The sequence below is a fragment of the Chromohalobacter sp. 11-W genome (assembly GCF_029889905.1).
GTDB lineage: Bacteria > Pseudomonadota > Gammaproteobacteria > Pseudomonadales > Halomonadaceae > Chromohalobacter.
Genome location: NZ_JARANZ010000004.1, coordinates 49,163 through 67,805, shown reverse-complemented (window position 1 = coordinate 67,805; position 18,643 = coordinate 49,163). Strand labels below are relative to the sequence as shown.

General features: G+C 61.5%; 14 protein-coding genes. 1 reads left to right on the top strand and 13 read right to left on the bottom strand.

All coding sequences use genetic code 11. The features are described from left to right. The first annotated feature begins 5 nt into the window (after positions 1 to 5). On the top strand, positions 6 to 347 hold the full coding sequence (locus OP494_RS06990; RefSeq protein WP_280540058.1) for a TraR/DksA family transcriptional regulator: 342 nt from the start codon (positions 6 to 8) through the stop codon (positions 345 to 347). A 137-nt stretch (positions 348 to 484) separates the two neighbouring features. On the opposite strand, the gene pstB is transcribed toward OP494_RS06990, so the two are convergent. The 13 genes from pstB to OP494_RS06925 form a co-directional block, all read right to left on the bottom strand. Further along, entirely contained in the window at positions 485 to 1,378 is an 894-nt protein-coding gene (gene pstB, locus OP494_RS06985; protein WP_280540057.1) for a phosphate ABC transporter ATP-binding protein PstB, read from the bottom strand. 25 nt (positions 1,379 to 1,403) lie between these two features. Further along, positions 1,404 to 2,570, bottom strand: a complete 1,167-nt coding sequence (gene pstA / locus OP494_RS06980; RefSeq protein WP_280540056.1) for a phosphate ABC transporter permease PstA — start codon at positions 2,568 to 2,570, stop codon at positions 1,404 to 1,406. Between the two features lie 17 nt (positions 2,571 to 2,587). Next, entirely contained in the window at positions 2,588 to 3,844 is a 1,257-nt protein-coding gene (gene pstC, locus OP494_RS06975) for a phosphate ABC transporter permease subunit PstC (protein ID WP_280540055.1), read from the bottom strand. 114 nt (positions 3,845 to 3,958) lie between these two features. Further along, positions 3,959 to 4,999, bottom strand: coding sequence for a PstS family phosphate ABC transporter substrate-binding protein (locus OP494_RS06970; protein WP_280540054.1), 1,041 nt, complete (start codon positions 4,997 to 4,999; stop codon positions 3,959 to 3,961). A 97-nt stretch (positions 5,000 to 5,096) separates the two neighbouring features. Further along, complete coding sequence (locus OP494_RS06965; protein ID WP_280540053.1) at positions 5,097 to 6,314, bottom strand: Bcr/CflA family multidrug efflux MFS transporter; 1,218 nt, start codon at positions 6,312 to 6,314, stop codon at positions 5,097 to 5,099. A 196-nt stretch (positions 6,315 to 6,510) separates the two neighbouring features. Further along, positions 6,511 to 7,026, bottom strand: a complete 516-nt coding sequence (locus tag OP494_RS06960) for an STAS domain-containing protein (RefSeq protein ID WP_280540052.1) — start codon at positions 7,024 to 7,026, stop codon at positions 6,511 to 6,513. Then, the gene (locus OP494_RS06955; protein ID WP_280540050.1) at positions 7,019 to 8,158 is read right to left on the bottom strand and encodes a PP2C family protein-serine/threonine phosphatase; all 1,140 of its coding nucleotides are present in this window, start codon (positions 8,156 to 8,158) and stop codon (positions 7,019 to 7,021) included. The genes OP494_RS06960 and OP494_RS06955 overlap by 8 nt, the downstream gene beginning before the upstream one ends. Before the next feature lie 15 nt (positions 8,159 to 8,173). Continuing rightward, the gene (locus tag OP494_RS06950) at positions 8,174 to 8,923 is read right to left on the bottom strand and encodes a VacJ family lipoprotein (protein WP_280540049.1); all 750 of its coding nucleotides are present in this window, start codon (positions 8,921 to 8,923) and stop codon (positions 8,174 to 8,176) included. Beyond that, positions 8,923 to 10,065, bottom strand: a complete 1,143-nt coding sequence (locus OP494_RS06945; RefSeq protein WP_280540047.1) for a beta-ketoacyl-ACP synthase III — start codon at positions 10,063 to 10,065, stop codon at positions 8,923 to 8,925. Before OP494_RS06945 ends, OP494_RS06950 begins: the two co-directional genes overlap by 1 nt. A 49-nt stretch (positions 10,066 to 10,114) precedes the next feature. Then, entirely contained in the window at positions 10,115 to 14,098 is a 3,984-nt protein-coding gene (hrpA, locus tag OP494_RS06940; protein WP_280540045.1) for an ATP-dependent RNA helicase HrpA, read from the bottom strand. An 82-nt stretch (positions 14,099 to 14,180) separates the two neighbouring features. Beyond that, complete coding sequence (locus OP494_RS06935; protein ID WP_280540043.1) at positions 14,181 to 15,872, bottom strand: AMP-binding protein; 1,692 nt, start codon at positions 15,870 to 15,872, stop codon at positions 14,181 to 14,183. A gap of 436 nt (positions 15,873 to 16,308) precedes the next feature. Next, entirely contained in the window at positions 16,309 to 18,123 is a 1,815-nt protein-coding gene (locus OP494_RS06930; RefSeq protein WP_280540041.1) for a vWA domain-containing protein, read from the bottom strand. A 38-nt stretch (positions 18,124 to 18,161) separates the two neighbouring features. Continuing rightward, positions 18,162 to 18,617, bottom strand: coding sequence for a hypothetical protein (locus tag OP494_RS06925; RefSeq protein ID WP_280540039.1), 456 nt, complete (start codon positions 18,615 to 18,617; stop codon positions 18,162 to 18,164). Between the last annotated feature and the right edge of the window lie 26 nt (positions 18,618 to 18,643).

The following is an 18,643-nucleotide window of genomic DNA, read 5'->3' as shown; positions in this document are numbered from 1 at the left end:
CTGACATGAACCATCCGGATCTCGACATGGCAACGGTACGCCAGCAGCTCGAGGAAAAGCGTCAGCGCCTTATCGAGGAGAGTCAGGAAACCGCCCACAGCCGGGAGGTCGTAGAACTCGATCAAACCGCCAACGGGCGCCTGACGCGCATGGACGCCATGCAGTCTCAAGCCATGGCCAAGGCGACCCAGCAACGCCGTGAGGCGAGTATTCGCTTCATCGACCTCGCCCTCAAACGCATCGAGGACGAGAGCTACGGCGAATGCATCGCATGTGGCGAGTTCATCTCAACCAAGCGACTAGCGCTGGATTACGCCACACTCAAGTGCATCGACTGTGCACAATAGTGCTCCATTACCCGCAAGCTTTTGAGACATCGGCCAGTGCCTCTCTGGTAGCCCCAACGCCCTCTTGCTTTTCCCGCCCTCGCGACACGAAGAAAGGGCGCCGAAGCGCCCCCAAAAAATAGCTGCGTTTCACCTCATCAACCATAGCGGCCGGTGATGTAGTCCTCCGCCTTCTTGGTATGCGGGTTGGCGAACATCTGCTTGGTAGCGTTGTATTCGATCATCTCACCAAGGTGGAAAAAGGCCGTGTAATCCGCCACGCGTGCTGCCTGCTGCATGTTGTGGGTCACGGTCACGATAGTGAAGTCCTGCTTGAGCTTATCCATCAGGTCCTCGATCGTTGCCGTGGAAATCGGATCGAGCGCCGAGGTCGGTTCGTCCATCAGGATGACGTCGGGACGCACGGCAATCGCACGCGCGATGCACAAGCGCTGCTGCTGACCGCCGGATAGCGACGTGCCCGGCTCATGCAGCTTGTCCTTGACCTCGTTCCATAGTCCCGCGTCGCGCAACGCGCGCTCCACCAGTTCGTCCTGGTCGGCCTTGCGGCTGACCATGTCGTGCATGCGCGGTGCATACGCGACGTTTTCATAGATCGACTTGGGAAACGGATTGGGTTTTTGGAACACCATGCCCACACGTCGGCGGAGTGCTACTTCGTCCATGCCGCGGGCATTGACGTCGCGGCCATCCATTTCCACCAGTCCCTTGATCCGCACGCTGCTGATCAAATCGTTCATACGATTGAGACAACGCAGAAAGGTGGACTTGCCGCAGCCCGACGGACCGATCAAGGCAGTGACGGTATTTGCGAACACATCGATGCTGATGTCATCCAGCGCCTGGTGCTCGCCATACCACAGGCTGAGATCGCGTACGCGTACGCTCAGGTTTTCTTCGACGCTCTCGTTACGTGTTACCGGCTGCCCCTTGTCGGGCGTCGCGGCGCTATATTGGCCGCGCACGGCATCACCCGACGCCAGGGACTGATTTTGCTGAGTCTGAAAGTTTTGCAGGGTCGTGTCGTTCATGGCGATGTGTCCTGTCGGAAGTCGTTTACCAGCGACGTTCGAATTTGTTGCGTAGCCACACGGCGAGCGCATTGAGAAAGATCAGCACCGCCAGAAGCACCAGGATGCCGCCCGCCGTCTTCTCGGCGAAGGCGCTATTCGGCTCACTGGCCCAAGTAAAGATCTGCGCCGGCATGACCGTCGAGGCGCCCGTAATCGAGATCGACGCATCGGGAATGAAGGCCACCATACCCACGATGATCAGCGGTGCAGTCTCGCCCATGGCCTGCGCCAAGCCGATGATCGAGCCTGTAAGAATGCCCGGCAGCGACACCGGCAACACGTGATCGCGCACCACCTGCCAACGTGAGCACCCCACGCCAAATGCCGCATGACGGATACTATCCGGCACACTGCGAAGCGCCGCGCGCGTCGAGATGATTATTACCGGCAGCGTCATCAGCGCCAGGGTCAGCCCGCCTACCAACGGCGAGGAGCGAGGCACCCCAAAGAAGCTGATATAAATTGCCAGCCCCAGCAGGCCGAACAGGATGGAAGGGACGGCCGCCAGGTTGTTGATATTGATTTCGATGATCTGAGTCAGCTTGTTGTCGGGGGCGAACTCCTCGAGGTAGACGGCCGTCATCACGCCGATCGGAAAGCATACCGCCATGGTGACCAGCATGGTCATTACCGTGCCGATGGCCGCCGAAGCAATCCCCGCCAGTTCCGGCATCTTGGAATCACCGGTGGTAAAGAAGGTGGTATTGAACTTCAGCTCCGCGCGCCCCTCTTCGACCAATGCTTGGAGCGTTTCCTTGTCGGCGGGACGCAAGCGGTCTTCATTGCCCTTGAGATACTGATCGACACGACTATCGGCGATGACCCACTGCGTCTGCGTCGTGCCCATCAACGCCGGATTGTTTTCCATTTTCCGCGGCAAGGGCCGGAAAAACCCGCGCGAGATCAGCGGGCGCACATCTTTATCGACCGCGGCTAACGGCAACTTCCGGGACTGCTCGTCGTAGCTGACCTCGACCTGTATCTGCGCTTGCTGGAAAGCGGGCCATCCCCGCACCACCATGTCGGAAATGAAGACCACCAGAAACGCCGCCGATAGAATCAAGGCGCCCATGGTCATCCATTTCATGCGCGCCGAACGCCGATGGCGCTTCTTGAGCTGCGCGGAAATTTCTTCGAACGATTGGCTCATGCTCTCGACCTATCGGATTACAGGTTGTTGACGCGATACTTCTCGCGGAAGCGGCGAATCATGAAGACCGACACCACATTCAGCGTCAGCGTCACGATGAACAGCACCAGTCCCAGGGCAAAGGCCGAGAGTGTCTGTGCGCTTTCGAATTCCTGATCGCCGGTCAGCGCCGCGACGATACTCACTGTCACGGTGGTCATATCTTCCAGGGGATTGGCGGTCAGGTTGGGACGCATGCCAGCCGCCATGACCACGATCATGGTTTCCCCCAAGGCCCGCGAAACGGCCAACAGCGATGCCGAGATGATCCCCGGCGCGGCGGCCGGCACCACCACGTTGCGTACCATTTCGCTCTTGGTGATCCCCAGCGCCAAGGCGCCTTCGCGCAGACTGTTGGGTACCGAGTTGATGACATCGTCGGAAAGCGAGGAAATGAACGGGATGATCATGATGCCCATCACCAGCCCCGGCGCCAGCGCATTGGAATAGGAAGCATCCAACCCGAACAGTCCGGCGATATCCACCACCAGCGGCGCCACGGTCAAGGCCGCGAAGACGCCGTATACCACGGTGGGAATCCCCGCCAATACTTCGATGACCGGCTTGGCCGCCTTGCGTACGCGCAGGGGGGCGAATTCCACCATGTAGATGGCGGCGCCCAGGCCGAAGGGAATCGCCACCAGCATGGCGATCAGGGTGATCATGAACGTGCCGGCGAAGAGCGGGATCGACCCGAACTGTGCGGCACTGCCGCCCTCGTCGCCACGTCCAGCGGCGTCGAGGAAACTTGCCCCAGGGTTCCAGGTCGTACCGGTTACGAAGTCCCAGAAGCTGTGCATCTGGAAGAAGCGTAGCGCCTCGCTGATGATCGACAGCAAAATGCCCAGCGTCGTGAGAATCGAGATCATCGCCGCGGCAGCCAACAGCTTACGAATTACTCCTTCAATAGCGCGCCGGGCATGGAAATCGGAGCGTACCTGATTCAGCCCCATGACCAGACCAATCAAGGCAATGACCAGGCTCGCCGCCAACAGATAAAACGTGGGGATATCCGCCCCCATCAGTAACAGGACAAACGCCCCCAGGGCGCTGACCAGAAGCGCCGGCCCGGCGGTAACGAGTACCGCAAACCAGGCATATTGATCCGGCTGTGCATGCATAGTCATGCCCGTGGCCCGCACGTGCGTGGCCTTGGCGCGACTCAGCGTGAAAGCGATTCCGCCTAGCACCACGAGTACCGCGCAGAACAGCAGGAAGACGATATTCATCGGCATATCGGTCTCTCAGGATAACGTTGCTCCCAGAGGGAGGCTTCAAACTCTAGCGGGACGTCATGCAAATGGGCCGGCAGCTGCGCTGCCGGCCACTTCATCGGTCCGCATGCGACCTTATTGTAGGTCGCTCAGCTCAAGGCTGGCGCGGCTTTCGACATCGTTACGCTGCTGTTCACGCATATCTTCCGGCAGCGGGATCAGTCCCAGACCCTTGAGGTAGCCCATTGGGCTGATCATCTGCTCGCTCATGAACAAGTCGACGTAGGGATACATGGCCGGCACGCTGTCGGCGTGCTGATTCTTGACATAGAAGAACAGTGAGCGTGATACCGGGTAATCGCCAGAGCTGATCGCCTCGGGCTCAGGCGCCACCCCATCGATGCTCGCGGCCGTCAGAGCATCGGCGTTCTCTTCAAGGAAGGAGTAGCCGAAGATGCCGAACGAGGTCGTATTCTCCTGGAGACGTTGAACGATGAGGTTGTCGTTCTCGCCGGCATCGACATAGGGGCCGTCCTGACGGATATCGGTATAGCCCTCACCGCCGTATGCCTCCATGTCCTCGGATGCAGCTTCCATCACCAGCTCTTCGAAGGCATCACGGGTACCGGAGGTGGTCGGCGGACCGTATACCATGATTTCGCGGTCCGGCAGCGAGGCGTCGATATCGCTCCACTTGGTGTAGGGATTGTCGACCAGCTCTCCGTCCTGAGGCACCTTGGCGGCCAGTGCCAGGAAGAGCTGTTCGCGGGTGAAATTGATCGGCTCATTGGCGTTGGACTCGGCGAACGCAATGCCGTCATAGCCGATTTTAGCCTCGGTGATAACGGTCACGCCGTTTTCTTGGCAACGCTCGAACTCGGAGGGCTTCATGCGACGCGAGGCGTTGGTAATGTCCGGCGTGTCCAGGCCGACCCCATTACAGAACAGGCGCAAGCCGCCACCAGAGCCTGTGGATTCGATGACGGGCGTCGGGTAATCGGTGGTCGCGCCGAACTCCTCGACGACGTAGCTTGCGAATGGGTAGACGGTGCTGGAACCGACGATGCGTAGCTGTTCGCGCGTGTCGTCCTGCGCTTGGGCGACGCCCGCGACGCTCATCACGGCGGCGGCCAACGCAGTGCTCTTCAAGACACGGCTCTTGAGAATACGGTTCATGCGGGTAACTCCTGTCGATGAGAGTGTTCAACCTTCGCGACACCTAAGATGCCCAATGAAGATGACAGCTTCATGACAGGAGCGAACGCATTTTTCCCTAACGACTGGCGACTGCTTCTTCGCTTTCGCTCCCGCGTAGCGCTCGACCGGCCAGCAAGCGCACACCAATATTGCCCAGCAACGAGGCACCGAGCATCGTCAACACCGTTGGCCAGGCACTGGCGATTTCGAAGGCCCCTACCAGCATGCCGGCGAACGCACCGCTGGAAAATTGCAGGCATCCCTGCAGGGCCGTCGCCGTGGCACTCATCTTCGGAAAGTGATCCAACATCGACGACATGGCATTCGGCGCGATCAGCCCCTGCATCCCTACGAAGATGACCATCAACGGCGCCACGCTATAGATCGAATCCAGCCCCGAGAGGATCAATGCCACCAGGGCCACCCCAGCGCATAGCTGGATACCCAGCCCGACGACGAGATTCTGCTGCGGCGTGCGGGTTTTCAACAGATAAATATTGAGCCGGTTCGAGGAGGCCATGACGATAATGTTGGCACCGAACACGAACGGATAGACCGCCGCCGATAATCCGTAATGCTCCATATACAGATAAGGCGAGCCAGTGATGAACGCGAACATGCCCGCGAATGACATCGACACTGCACAGATATACCCCATCGCCTCGCGATGACGAATCACGCTGGCATAATTGCCCAGCACTTGGCGTGGCGACGGCGCATCGGGATCGCGTCCGTGGGTCTCGGGCAGCTTTGTGCCGAGGAAGAACAACAGGAATGCCGCGTACAAGGCCAGGAACAGGAAAATCGACTGCCAGTTGAAAATCCCCAGCAGCACGCTCCCCACCGTGGGCGCCACGAGCGGCGCCAGCATCAGGATCATCGCCATGGTCGACATTACCTTGGCGGCCTCGCGCCCGCTGAAACAGTCACGCACGATGGCCGCCGAGTTGACCACACAGGCTCCGCCACCCAATGCCTGGATGAATCTCAGCCCCCACAGCGTTTCCAGAGACGAGACCTGCATGATTCCCAGGCTGGCGAGCAAGAATACGACCAGACCGGTCAACAGCACCGGGCGCCGGCCCAAGCGATCCGATAGCGGCCCACATAACAGCTGCCCAATGGCAAACCCGAAAAGGAACACGCTCAGCGACAGCTCGGTGTGGTGAACGCTGGCATTCACCGCCTCGGCGAGCGTGGGCATGGCAGGCAAGTAGGCATCGATAGCAAAAGGCGCCAAAGCGGTGTTGGCCGCCACCAGCAAGGCCAATCGCCGCGCATTGAGTTGAGTCACGACATCTCCCAAAAAACGTACGTCGACGCACCGACGCCCTGGAGGCTCGGCACGCGATCATGAAGAAGGCTAAAAGCTAGTGCGCTCATCATAGCCGATAACGGTCGCGCTGAGGACCGAGATTAGCGTCGGCAACTGGAGTCGGTAGCGGGAATCACGGCGATAGCATGATGAAACGATCGCGCCAGGCCGCGCGTCAGTGTCGCGCCTTGGAACAATCCTCGTCGGATTTCTGCTCTTCTAGCAGGTCGACCAACGGCTGGAACTCGTCGCGGTTATGGTCGCTCATGCGCATGAGGATACGATGTGCTTCGAGGATGCGTTGCTGCATGTCATGCTCATCGGCATTCACCTGTGGCAACTCATCGAGGCTCGCCGGTTCGGTCAACGGTGCTTCCAGCAAGGTGAAGTAACGCGAAAACCCCATGACGTCGAGCATGCGGCGCACATCGGGATGCTCAGCGACGATGGTCGGCGGCTGTTCGAGACGCCCCTGGACGGCCATCGCCACCTTGGCCAGAAAACCCAGCGCCGTGGAGTCGACGTTGGTCGCCTCGCGCAGGTCAATCATCACCGCGACGAGGCCCGGGCTCTCGGCCACGCGCTGCGCCTGCTGATCGAGCGTCGCGCATAACGTCAGACGCACGTCACCACTGAGCTTGAGAACGAACACACCGGCGTCGAACGCCGCCTGAATACGCCCTTCATGCATGGTCGAATCCACTCAAAGTCATCACGGTGAGATCATCCGGCAATTCATCGCCTAGCACGAGCCCGTCTTTCAACGCGTTCACCGACGCACAAGAGGCAATCCGGCGTTTCAGTGCTTCGAGACGCTGATCGAGGGTATCGCCGCCCAGGCACTCCAAGATGCCATCGGAGCAGAGCCAAAGGCGGAATCGTTGCGGCAATGTACAGCCATAGGTGGGGAACTCGACATGGGGAAACAACCCCACCGGCGGCCCCTCGCCCTCGAGCACGCTGACGTCGCGATCCACTTGCAGAAAGGGCATCGGCATCTGCGCGCCGAGCGAATAGTGGAGATAGCGTTGCTCGTGGTCAAGCACCCCGGCAAACACCGTGGCATGTTTGCCGATGCCCGTCTCCAATAGTTCGCGGTTGAGCTCCGTCAGGCAGCGCGCGGGGAAGGTTTCGGCCTCTTGCGACCGCCACTGTGTCAGCCAGCGGTTGCTAAGATACTTGAGCAGCACCGTCACAAAGGCCGACGACGCTCCGTGCCCCGAGACATCGACGAAATAAAAGAAACTGTAGCGCGCATCACAGCGCTGAAAGTCCAGAAAGTCGCCCGACAGATAAAGAGATGGCGCCAGCCAGTAATCGGCCCTCACGCCATGCAGCGTCATCGGATTGGCGGGCAAAAGCTTGCGCTGGATCTGCCAACCCGCTTGCTGATCGAGCCGCAACATAGCCAAATGGGTTTCCAGGCTTTCGTTGAGCTCGGACAGGCGTTGCCGATCGCGGGCATGCTCCTGGGTCAACCGATGATGTTCGATGGAGCGATCGATCAAGCGACGCAAGATATCGCCGTGGCATTCCGGTTCGACCAGATAATCGACCAACCCGGCGTCCACGGCCTGCAGCAGGTCGCCATCGAGGCGAGTCTCGCTGATGACGATGGTCGGCCAGCGCGCGGCCAACATGGCCCAGTCATCCCGCGCGACCGCTCGCACATGGGCCACCACCAAAGCCACGTCGTCGGGTAGCGCGTCCACGGATGTCGTCGCCAATACGGCAAACTGCCCGCTTCCAATGAGACGCGCCAGCGCATCTCGCGATGCGCCGGGCGTGTCGAGCAGACCGATCAGAGTACGTGCGTTGGCCATGCAAGGGCCTCGAGATCAATCGGCGAAGGCGTCTTCGTCGTATTCGAAATCGTCGCCGAAATCACCGTTGGCGAAGGGATCTTTGCCCGTTTCACCGTCGTTGACCTCATAGCGCCGGTTCTGGAGATACGCATCACGGATGAAGCTGTAACGATCGCCGCTAATCAACTCCTCGCGGTCGAGGAGTCCCGCTCGGGTATCGATGAGATCGACGAAGCGCAAACCATAGCGCACCGAATCTTCTTCGACATAGGTCACCGGATCGGTATACCAATCCACGGGTAATCCCGAGGTATGACGCAGCGTGCGCCCGCCCAGCACCGGCAAGACCACGTAAGGCCCTTCGCCGACGCCCCAGGTGGCCAACGTCTGGCCGAAATCTTCTTCGCGCTCGACGAGCCCCATGCGTGAGGCTGGGTCGAGAATGCCGCCGATCCCCAGGATGGAGTTGACCACGAAACGCCCGGACGCCACGCCAGCGTTGCCCCACTTCCACTGCAACACGCTGTTGACCGTGGTGCCAATCTCACCCAGGTTGCTGAAAAAATTGCCGACCCCCGACTGAACCGGCTCGGGGGTTACATAATCATATCCTTGAGCAATGGGTTTCAACGCATAGCGATCCAGTGTGTCGTTGAAAGCGAATACCTTACGGTTATACCCCTCCCAGGGATCGTCGGGGTTGGCCTCCGTCTGGCCCTGCGTCGCGCAGCCGCTTACCGCCGTCACCATGCATGCCACGGCCAGCCACTTGGTCGTTTTCATCAAGCCTTTACCTTCCGCAATAATATATTGCCCGCACTGTAGCCCGCTCCGAACGAACAGACCACCCCAACATCGCCCACGGCCAGATTGTCGCGATTCAGATGAAAGGCGATGATCGAACCGGCAGAACTGGTGTTGGCATAGCGGTCGAGAATCACCGGTGCCTCGCTTTCCTCAGGAACACGCCCCAGCACGCGCCGGGCGATCAGATCATTCATATGTCGATTGGCCTGATGCAGCCACAACCGCTTGAGATCGCGGGGTGCCACATTCTGCGCTTCGAGATGTGTGCCAATCAACTCGGCCACCAGCGGACACACCTCCTTGAAGACCCGACGCCCGTCCTGCACGAATAACTTGTCAGCGACGAACGCCGGCTCGGCGTCGACTCCGTGCTCCGTCACTCGGTCGAGAAAACCGAAATTGTTACGGATTGCATTCGAGAAGCGCGCCACCAAGCGCGTGCTCATGACCTCGAAGCGCTCCTCTGCTTGCGCCACGTCATCGGCTTCCAGCAGCACCGCCGTGCACGCATCACCGAAGATGAAGTGACTATCGCGGTCGCGGAAATTGAGATGCGCCGAGCAGATCTCCGGGCTGACCACCAAAACGCGCCTGGCACTGCCGGCACGGATCGCATTATTGGCCACATCGATGGCGAAAGTCGCGCTGGAACACGCCACGTTCATGTCGAAGGCATACCCGCCAGCGCCCAATGCTGCCTGCAGTTCCACGGCAATGGCCGGATACGCGCGCTGCAGGTTGGAGCATGCCACGATCACCATATCCAGGGCGTCGGGCGTGACTGCCGCATTGGACAGCGCCTGGCGCGCTGCTTCCAGGCCCATCTCGGCCTGCACGCAGAGCTCGTCGTTGGCGCGTGGCGCCAATTGCGGGCGCATGCGGTCGGGATCGAGAATCCCCGCCGCCTCGACCACGTAACGACTATGAATCCCCGAGGCCTTGACGATGAACTCGCTGCTCGAATGCTCGAGTGGCTCGCGATGGCCATCGCGAATTGCCTCGTGATGGCGTGCGTTTTCACGATCCACCCAGGCGTTGAACGAGGCCACCAACGTCGCGTTGTCGATGGCGTTGGGGGGCGTGTAGAGCCCCGTTCCGGTGATGACCGCATGCGTCATGAGCGTGCTCCCAGGTGTGCTTGGCGTGTCGTCGTTAGGGTTCGCGTTGTCACTGCTGACGTCCCGTCAGCTCCGCCCAGCGACGTTCGAGGCGCTTGACCGAGACCGGCGCCAGGGTGCCAAGCTGCTGGGCAAACAACGACACCCGCAATTCTTCAAGCCACCAACCGAACTCGATGAAACATGGATCGCGACGTCCCTCGCGCTGATCGGCCTCGAGGCGCGCGTACAGGCGCTCCTCGAATTCATGCACCTGCTGCATCGCGGCCTGGTCACGGTTGCGTTCGCGCGGCGCCTTCTCGAGCCGGATCAGCGCCGCCTGCATATAGCGCAGATACTGCTCTAGCCAAGCTTCGGCGTCGCTGATGAAGCCGGGATATACCAGACGCCCCATCTGGGCTTTCAAATCACTGTAGACCAAGGCCAGGGACAAATTGAGGTTGCCCTTGAGTGCCTTGGTTACCTCCAGATGCCCTTCCAGGGCCTTCTGAAGAGTCGCGACCAGGGATTCGGCATGCGCGACGAGCTCACCTCGCGTGCCCTCGATACGCGCCTCGAGGGCGTCGCGATCGCGCGGCAGCGGATCCACGGCGACGACTTGCAGGAAAACCGCCTCGATCAGGTCATCGACGAGTTGTTGCTTGCTGCCCACCTTGGCGAACAGCAACGCGCAGCGGTCCACACCCTTGAGCTCGCGAGCGAGGTAGCGCACCTGCTCAGGCAGACGCAGCATCGCCGCGCGCTTGACGCCATGGCGGTGCGCCGCATGCGCCTTGTCCGGATGATCGAACGATTCGATGGCCAGGCTATCGCCCTGATCGACCAGCGCAGGATAAGCCTCGACGCGAATCCCCGCCTGCTGGGTGGAGCGCGACTCGGGAATCGCCTGCGCCGGCAACTCGGCCAGCGCCTCGGCCGTCGGCCCGCTTGCCGCCAGCGCCTTGGCGCCTTGGCTCGCCGCTTCGTCGAAACGCTGCTTGAGAGCGCTCAAGTCACGCCCTTCGCCGAGCACCTTGCCATCGTGATCGACCACACGCAGATTCATGATCAGATGCGCCTCGAGGGCCTCGGAGTGCCAGTCATCGGGGCCCAGGCGCACGCCGGTACGCCGGCGCAGAAATTCGCCCAGCGCCTCGGTCAGCGGACGCTCATCGGGCACCAGCGTCGCCAGAGCGGCATCCACCCAATCGGGAATCGGCACCACCTGGCGGCGAATCGCCTTGGGCAGCGTCTTGAGCAGCGCGATGCACTTCTCGCGCAAGAGCCCCGGCACCAGCCATTCGAGGCGCCCTTCGGGCAGTTGCGAGAGCATCGCCGCCGGCACCGTCAAGGTCACACCGTCATCGGGCTGCCTGGGCGCGAAGTGATAGCTGAGCGGGTAGCGCACGCCGTTGTGTACCAGCACATCGGGGTAGGCCTCCTGCGTGATCTCCTCGGCGTCGCGCGCCATCAGCGTGTCGCGGTCGAGCTTGAGCACCTCGGGGGCTTCGCGCTCGGCCTTCTTGCGCCAGCGCTCGAAGCTGCGCGCGCCGGCGACGTCCGCCGGCAAGCGCGCATCGTAGAAGGCGAAAAGCGTCTCCTCGTCGACCAGGATATCGCGCTTGCGGGCACGGTCTTCGAGTTCCTCGACGTCGTCGATCAAGGCGCGATTGTGCTGGAAGAAATCGGCCTGGCTGCGGTACTCGCCTTCCACCAGGGCGCGGCGGATGAAGATTTCGCGCGCCTCCGCCGGCGCCACCTTGGCATAGTCGACGCGCCGCCCGGTGACGATGGGCAGGCCGAACAACGTAACCTGCTCGAAGGCCACCACCTGGCCGCGCTTCATTTCCCAATGCGGCTCGCTGTGGCTGCGCTTGATCAGGTGCTCGGCCATGGGCTCGACCCAGGCCGGCTGTATGCGCGCCACGTCACGCGCATAGAGCCGCGAGGTTTCCACCAGCTCGCCGGCCATGACCCACTTGGGCGTCTTCTTGGCCAGGCCTGAGCCGGGATGAATCATGAACTTGCGATTGCGCGCGCCCAGATATTCGCGATTTTCCTGCAGCGTCCCCAGGTGCGAGAGCAGCCCCGAGAGCAGCGCCTTGTGCAGGCGTTCGCCGTCGACACGCGGATGCGCCGTCGCGGGGGCGTCTTCCTTGGGCGGCAGCACCGCACTGGAGGACTCAAGACCCATGTCGCGGGTCAATTGCTTGAGCTGGCGGAAGGTATCGTGCCACTCGCGTAGTCGCAGATAACTCAGATAATTGTCGCGGCACCAGCGCCGTAGCTGGTTGCCGGACAACGTCTCACGCGCATGCTCGACGCCATGCCAGAGATTCAGCCAGGCCATGAAGTCGGACTCGGGGTCCTGCCACTGGCGATGTTGCTGATCGGCGGCCTGGCGCTTGTCGGCCGGACGGTCACGCGGATCCTGGGCGGCCAGCGCACTGACCACGATCAAGGTTTCGCGCAAGCTACCCTGCTCGGCGCCGGCCAGTACCATGCGCGCCAGGCGTGGGTCGATGGGCAAACGGGCCAGGCGCCGCCCCAGCTCGCTCAGGCGATTGTCGGCCTCCACGGCCCCCAGCTCATAGAGCAGGCGATAACCGTCCTTGACGAAGCGCGAGTCCGGCACGTCGACGAACGGAAACGCCTCGATGTCGCCGAGCTTGAGCGCCAGCATCGACAAGATCACCGAGGCCAGGTTGGTGCGCTGAATCTCGGGTTCGGTATAGGTCGGCCGCGCCAGGAAATCGTCCTCGCTGTAGAGGCGAATACACACGCCCTCGCTGATGCGCCCGCAGCGCCCCTTGCGCTGATCGGCACTCGCCTGGCTGACCGGCTCGATGGGCAGCCGCTGGACCTTGGCGCGGTAGCTATAGCGGCTCATGCGCACCAGGCCGGGATCGATGACATAACGAATGCCCGGCACGGTCAACGAGGTTTCGGCGACATTGGTGGCCAGCACGATGCGCCGCCCGGTGTGCGACTGAAACACACGATTCTGCTCGGCGTTGGAAAGGCGCGCATAGAGCGGCAGGATCTCGGTGCCCCGGAGATCGGCACGCCGCAGGGTATCCGCCGTCTCGCGGATTTCCCGCTCACCGGGCAGAAAGATCAATACGTCGCGCGGCCCGCTGAACCAGCGTCGCTCGCGCTCGATGGTCTCGATCTCTTCCACCGCATGCAGGATGCCTTCCTGCAGGGAGCGATCTTCCTCGTCGTCGGCATCGCGGACCAGCGGCCGATAGAGCACATCCACCGGATAGGTGCGCCCCGAGACTTCGACCACCGGTGCCGGTTTGCCTTCACGTCCGAAGTGTTGGCTGAAACGCTCGACGTCGATGGTCGCCGAGGTAATGATGATCTTGAGGTCCGGGCGCCGTTCGGTCAGGCGCTTGAGATAACCGAGCAGAAAGTCGATATTGAGACTGCGCTCGTGGGCTTCATCGATGATGATCGCGTCATAGCGCATCAGATCCGGATCGTTCTGCGTCTCGGCGAGCAGAATGCCGTCGGTCATCAGCTTGACCAGCGTGCGTTCATCGGTCTGGTCGGTGAAACGTACCTGGTAACCGACTTGCGCCCCCAGCGGCACTTCCAGTTCTTCGGCGAGGCGCGTGGCGACGGTACGCGCCGCCAGGCGCCGAGGCTGCGTGTGACCGATCAGGCCACGCCGTCCCAGTCCCAACTCGAGGCACAATTTGGGCAGTTGGGTGGTCTTCCCCGAGCCGGTTTCACCGGCCACCACGACGATCTGGTGTTCGTCGAGCGCCGCCAGCAGGTCGTCGCGCCGCTCGGCCACGGGCAGATGCTCGGGATAATTCAGCGTCAGCGGCTGGGCACGCCGCGCCGCCAAGGCCTCGCGCGAGCGCGCCAGACGCGTCTCGATCTCACGCAGCGAGCGGTCGATGGGTTTGCCGCCGCGCGCGCGTCCTACCAGCTTGTCGAGACGCCTCCCTTGATCGTGGGCATCACGCAGCAGGCAGTCGTCGAGTTGCGCGCGCAGGTGCGCCAATTGATCGTGGGAATCGCTCGTCGGTGTCGTGCTCAAGGGCGCCTCATGAAATCAGCAAAACGGCTCGCCTCCACGGGAAGGCGAGCCGTCAATTGTAACGCCAAGGCCGACCTCGCGCCTATGTTGCCCCGTCATCCTGCGCCGATTCTTTGCCGTCCTGGCTGTCGCGAAGTTCGCGGCGCAGCACCTTGCCGACGTTGGTCTTGGGCAACTCATCGCGAAACTCGATGAGCTTGGGCACCTTGTAGGCGGAGAGTTCCTGTTTGCACCAGGCACGCAAGGTTTCGGCATCCAACGCCTCGTTGCGACTCACCACGAAGAGCTTGATCGCCTCGCCGGAGGCATCGTCGGACACTCCGATGGCGGCGACCTCGATCACGTCCTCGTGCGTGGCTACCACGTCCTCGACCTCGTTGGGATAGACGTTGAAGCCGGAGACGATGATCATGTCCTTCTTGCGGTCGACGATGCGCACGTAATCGTCGTCCTGAATCACGGCGATATCGCCGGTGCGGATCCAGCCCTCGGCGTCCAGCGTCTTGGCCGTATCCTCGGGGCGGTTCCAATACCCCTTCATCACCTGCGGGCCCTGGACGCACAGCTCACCGGGCTCGCCCCGCGCGACCTCTTCGCCTTCGGGCCCGACCACCTTGATCGAGGTACCGGGCACCGGCTTGCCGATGGTGCCCAACTGAATACCATCCGGCGGATTGACGCATACGATGGGCGAGGTCTCGGTCATCCCGTAACCTTCCAGGATCGCGCAGCCCGTCACCTCTTCCCAACGTTTCGCGGCGGCCTTGGTCAGCGCCATGCCACCGGAAATGGTCAGTTTGAGACGCGAGAAATCCAGAGCGCGAAAGTCTTCACGCTGGCAGAGCGCATTGAATAACGTATTGAGCCCCACGAAACCGGTGTAATCGGTCTTGCGCAACGTCTTGATGAAGCCGTCGATATCGCGCGGATTGGGAATCAGCACGGTGTGATTGCCGGTGACCATGGTGAACAGGCAATTCACCGTGAAGGTGTAGATATGATAGACGGGCAGCGGCGCGATGATCGTCTCGCGCCCTTCCTCGATCAGTCCGGCGATCATCTGGCGCGTTTGCAGCATGTTGGCGATCAGGTTGCGATGCGTGAGCATGGTGCCCTTGGCCACGCCGGTAGTACCGCCGGTGTACTGCAGCACGGCCACATCCTCGGCCTGGCATATGGCGGCTTCACTCGACTGCCCTCGCCCGCGTGTCAGCGCATCGCGAAAACGCGTCGCCTCGGGCAATGTGTAGCGCGGCACCATCTTCTTGACGTGCTTGACCACGGCATTGATCAGCGTGCGCTTTGGAAAGTCATGCATATCGCCGAGTTCGGTCACTAGCACGTGTCGAATCGCCGTGCGCGGCAGTATTCGCTCGAGCTTGTCGGCCATGTTGGCGAGAATCAGGATCGCCTTGACGTCGGCATCCTGAAATTGATGCGCCATCTCGCGCTCGGTATACAACGGGTTGGTATTGACCACCACCAGCCCGGCACGCATGGCACCGAAGATCGCCACGGGAAATTGCAGCACATTGGGCAACTGGATGGCGATGCGGTCCCCCGGCACGAGGTCGGTTTCCTCGCTGAGCCAGGCGGCGAAATCCCGCGAGAGGCGTTCGAGTTCCGAATAGCTCAGCGTTTGTCCCATGCAGGTAAACGCCGGCTTGTCGGCGAAGCGCCCGCAAGTGTGGACGAACACCTCGTTGACCGAGGCGAACTCCTCCATTCCTTCGAGAGGCGGACCGGAAACGACCGGCGAGGTGGCGTGGCTCATCGTATATCTCCGCTGACCGGGTCGACTTCAGAGGGTGCTTACAAAAGGGCTGCACTCGACAATTCGGCGTTAAAATCGGCCTCGTACGCGAGCCCGGTCAAAATACTCATTTGTAAACACCCTCAGGGCGCCGACATTTATTATTGAATCTCGCGCCTGGGTCATGCTGAAAAAACACAGGCTTTCGGCAAGATAGCGCGACACCAGCCACTACACCAGCCGGTTCGGCGCGCGTGATGAAACGTTGTTCGACATCTGTCGGACAACATCCTTGACGGTTTCGTTTCCGTTATAACAGGCCAGCAGGAATTAAAACAGTCGATTGAAACTAACGTTCAATATCGACCACCGACAAATATCCATAAAAAACGGTTCACAAGGAACGGAAGACAAAGAGCCCCAGCAATCATGCCGAGGCTCTGGATCTTGCTGAGGGTTATACCTGCGGTTCGTGCCGCCGCCGATGACGACGCCGCTGGGAGCGACGACGCAGCCTCCACAAGAGCAACAACGCTAGTAACAGCGCAGCTAACACAGCCCAGGTCGTGGGACGCTTGGCATAGGGTTCGACATGGGGGCGCAGCGCCTGCCACTCATCGCCGGCCTTGTCCCAAAGCGCGCCGGCCAGGGCGGTCAAATTGCCCTCTTCGCGCGCATCGCTTGCGTCCTCTGGGGGGGCGGTAGTGTCGCCGTCCGACAATGCTTCGGCACGCGGCCCACCACCGACATCGGCCCCGGAGACGCCGATACGCGCCTCGGGGTTGAGGCGTAGCGCGGGCAAGGCGATGGACCAGGTCCGATCATCGAGTGTCACCGACACATCAAGATCCAGCGGCACCGATTGCTCGGGATCGATCTCCGGCAGCGCGACCTGCCATGTCCGCTCGCCATCGGGCACCACGTCGAGCGTTTCGCCCAACAGGCTCGCCGATATCTGCGTGTTGTCGACGTTCAGGAGCGGATGCTGCGCTTCCAGCGTGACCTGCGTGGCATCGTCGTTCAGCGTCGCGCTTACGGGAGTGACCACATTGACGCCCTGCACGCGCTCGCGCTGCCATGAGTCGCTATCGGCGTTGAGCACCAGGCGGGCATTGCCTGCCTCCTCGGGCGCCGCCAGCGTACCCGTGAAGTGCCCATCGCCTCTGTCTTGCAAGGACGTGGAAGCCAGCGTTTCGTCATCGAGCCCGCGCAACTCTCCCCGGAGGCGCACGTCTTCCGGCAACGTATCGCCTTTGAGAATCTTGCCCTCGCGGGCCAGCCAGGCATCGATCGGCACATCGAAGCCCAAGTACAAGGTTGGCGGCAGAGTGTCACTGCGCAATTGCAGCGGCGACTCGATGCTCACGCGGCTATCGCGCCCCACCGGCCCTTCGATATGCCACTCGCCCACCTGTGGCTCGGGCACGCGAATCAGGTCATAACGCGGGTTGCTCTGCCAGAGCATGTCGTCGGGGTGATCGTCACGCGTGTAACGCTCACCGTCGGGGCCCACCAGGGCGATCTCGGGCGCGTCCTCGTCGTGAAACAGCAACGCATTGAAGCCCTCGACCTCGTCATCGACATCGAAGCTTCCCTTTTCAAGCGGCAACTGGTCGCTGGGCACGATGCGCTCGAGCACATCGAGAAACGCCCGCAGCAATGCTTCGGGTGTTTCGGCCACCGCCGCCAAGCCACCTGTGACCTGAGATATCCGCTCGAGCAACTCGCGATCCACGTTATGCGATAGCGCAATGGTATGTACCACCACATCGCGCGAGGCAAGCTCAGGCGCCAGCGAGGCCAGCAATGTCTCGCGCGACGCCGTATCGCGGGTGCGTTTTTCCTCGCCACTCCCCGGCAGATCGACCATGCCGTCGGTCAACAGCACCACATGGCGTTTACCGCCCGGCGCATCGGTGGCGTCACGCAGCACTCCTTCGATATCCGTGAACTGCTGATAATCGACCAGTTGCGGGGCCAGCGACCGAGCACGTCGCCGCCATTGGGCGTCGACTTTGCCATCGGGCAAGGGGTTGCGCACCTGCGAGCCGAACGTCCACACCGAACCACGCGCCTGCGAGGGCAACAAGGTCGCCGCCAGTTGCAGGGCCGAAGCCCTCAGGTTGCCGGGATCGTTGGCTTTCATGCTCCCCGAGACATCGAAAATCATGCGGACATCCGGTGTCTGGGATGCGGCGGAGTCCTGTGCCCAGCCGAGGGGCGAGAGCCCCCCACCAACGCACAACAACAGCAACGCGAACAGCGCTCGCATGACCCTTCCTTCTTTTGTAATACGGATATCAGAGAGTGTCAGTTGAGCACTGGCTCACGACGCCGAGCGTCGTCGTCCTGCGCATTTCCGGAGGGCGACTTACGCTGCTTGCCACCACCGCGTGGTGCGTCGTGATCACCACCGCTATTGCGCCGCCGGCGCCATATATACAGCAGCGCACCTAGCACGCCGCCTATCGCCATGCCGACCAACAACAGCGGCGTGGACACGGCAAGCTGGCCCCCATCGCCCTGCAACACGCCCACCGCAGCGACGACGATGGCCGGCGCGAGACCGGAATAATGCTCACCGTCCTCCAACAAAGGCGAGGTAAATGGCGCCACCGCCCATAACATCCCCGCGACCGCCCCCGTCACGATCCAACGCGGTAACTTGGGCAAAAAGCGCACCCCGAGGTAGCCGGTGACCAGTACCAGCAGCGATAATACAAAGTAACTCAGCCACAACTGTGGCAGGGAATCGGAAATCAGCATCGCGTCCTCTCGCGTTCGATCTTTCT

Bases quoted from the DNA above. Each gene is read 5' to 3' on its own strand.
- OP494_RS06925 (WP_280540039.1), bottom strand. From the start codon at position 18,617: ATGCTGATTTCCGATTCCCTGCCACAGTTGTGGCTGAGTTACTTTGTA.
- pstC (WP_280540055.1), bottom strand. From the start codon at position 3,844: ATGCCGATGAATATCGTCTTCCTGCTGTTCTGCGCGGTACTCGTGGTG.
- OP494_RS06930 (WP_280540041.1), bottom strand. From the start codon at position 18,123: ATGCGAGCGCTGTTCGCGTTGCTGTTGTTGTGCGTTGGTGGGGGGCTC.
- pstA (WP_280540056.1), bottom strand. From the start codon at position 2,570: ATGAGCCAATCGTTCGAAGAAATTTCCGCGCAGCTCAAGAAGCGCCAT.
- OP494_RS06950 (WP_280540049.1), bottom strand. From the start codon at position 8,923: ATGAAAACGACCAAGTGGCTGGCCGTGGCATGCATGGTGACGGCGGTA.
- OP494_RS06960 (WP_280540052.1), bottom strand. From the start codon at position 7,026: ATGCATGAAGGGCGTATTCAGGCGGCGTTCGACGCCGGTGTGTTCGTT.
- pstB (WP_280540057.1), bottom strand. From the start codon at position 1,378: ATGAACGACACGACCCTGCAAAACTTTCAGACTCAGCAAAATCAGTCC.
- OP494_RS06945 (WP_280540047.1), bottom strand. From the start codon at position 10,065: ATGACGCATGCGGTCATCACCGGAACGGGGCTCTACACGCCCCCCAAC.
- OP494_RS06935 (WP_280540043.1), bottom strand. From the start codon at position 15,872: ATGAGCCACGCCACCTCGCCGGTCGTTTCCGGTCCGCCTCTCGAAGGA.
- OP494_RS06970 (WP_280540054.1), bottom strand. From the start codon at position 4,999: ATGAACCGTATTCTCAAGAGCCGTGTCTTGAAGAGCACTGCGTTGGCC.
- OP494_RS06955 (WP_280540050.1), bottom strand. From the start codon at position 8,158: ATGGCCAACGCACGTACTCTGATCGGTCTGCTCGACACGCCCGGCGCA.
- OP494_RS06990 (WP_280540058.1), top strand. From the start codon at position 6: ATGAACCATCCGGATCTCGACATGGCAACGGTACGCCAGCAGCTCGAG.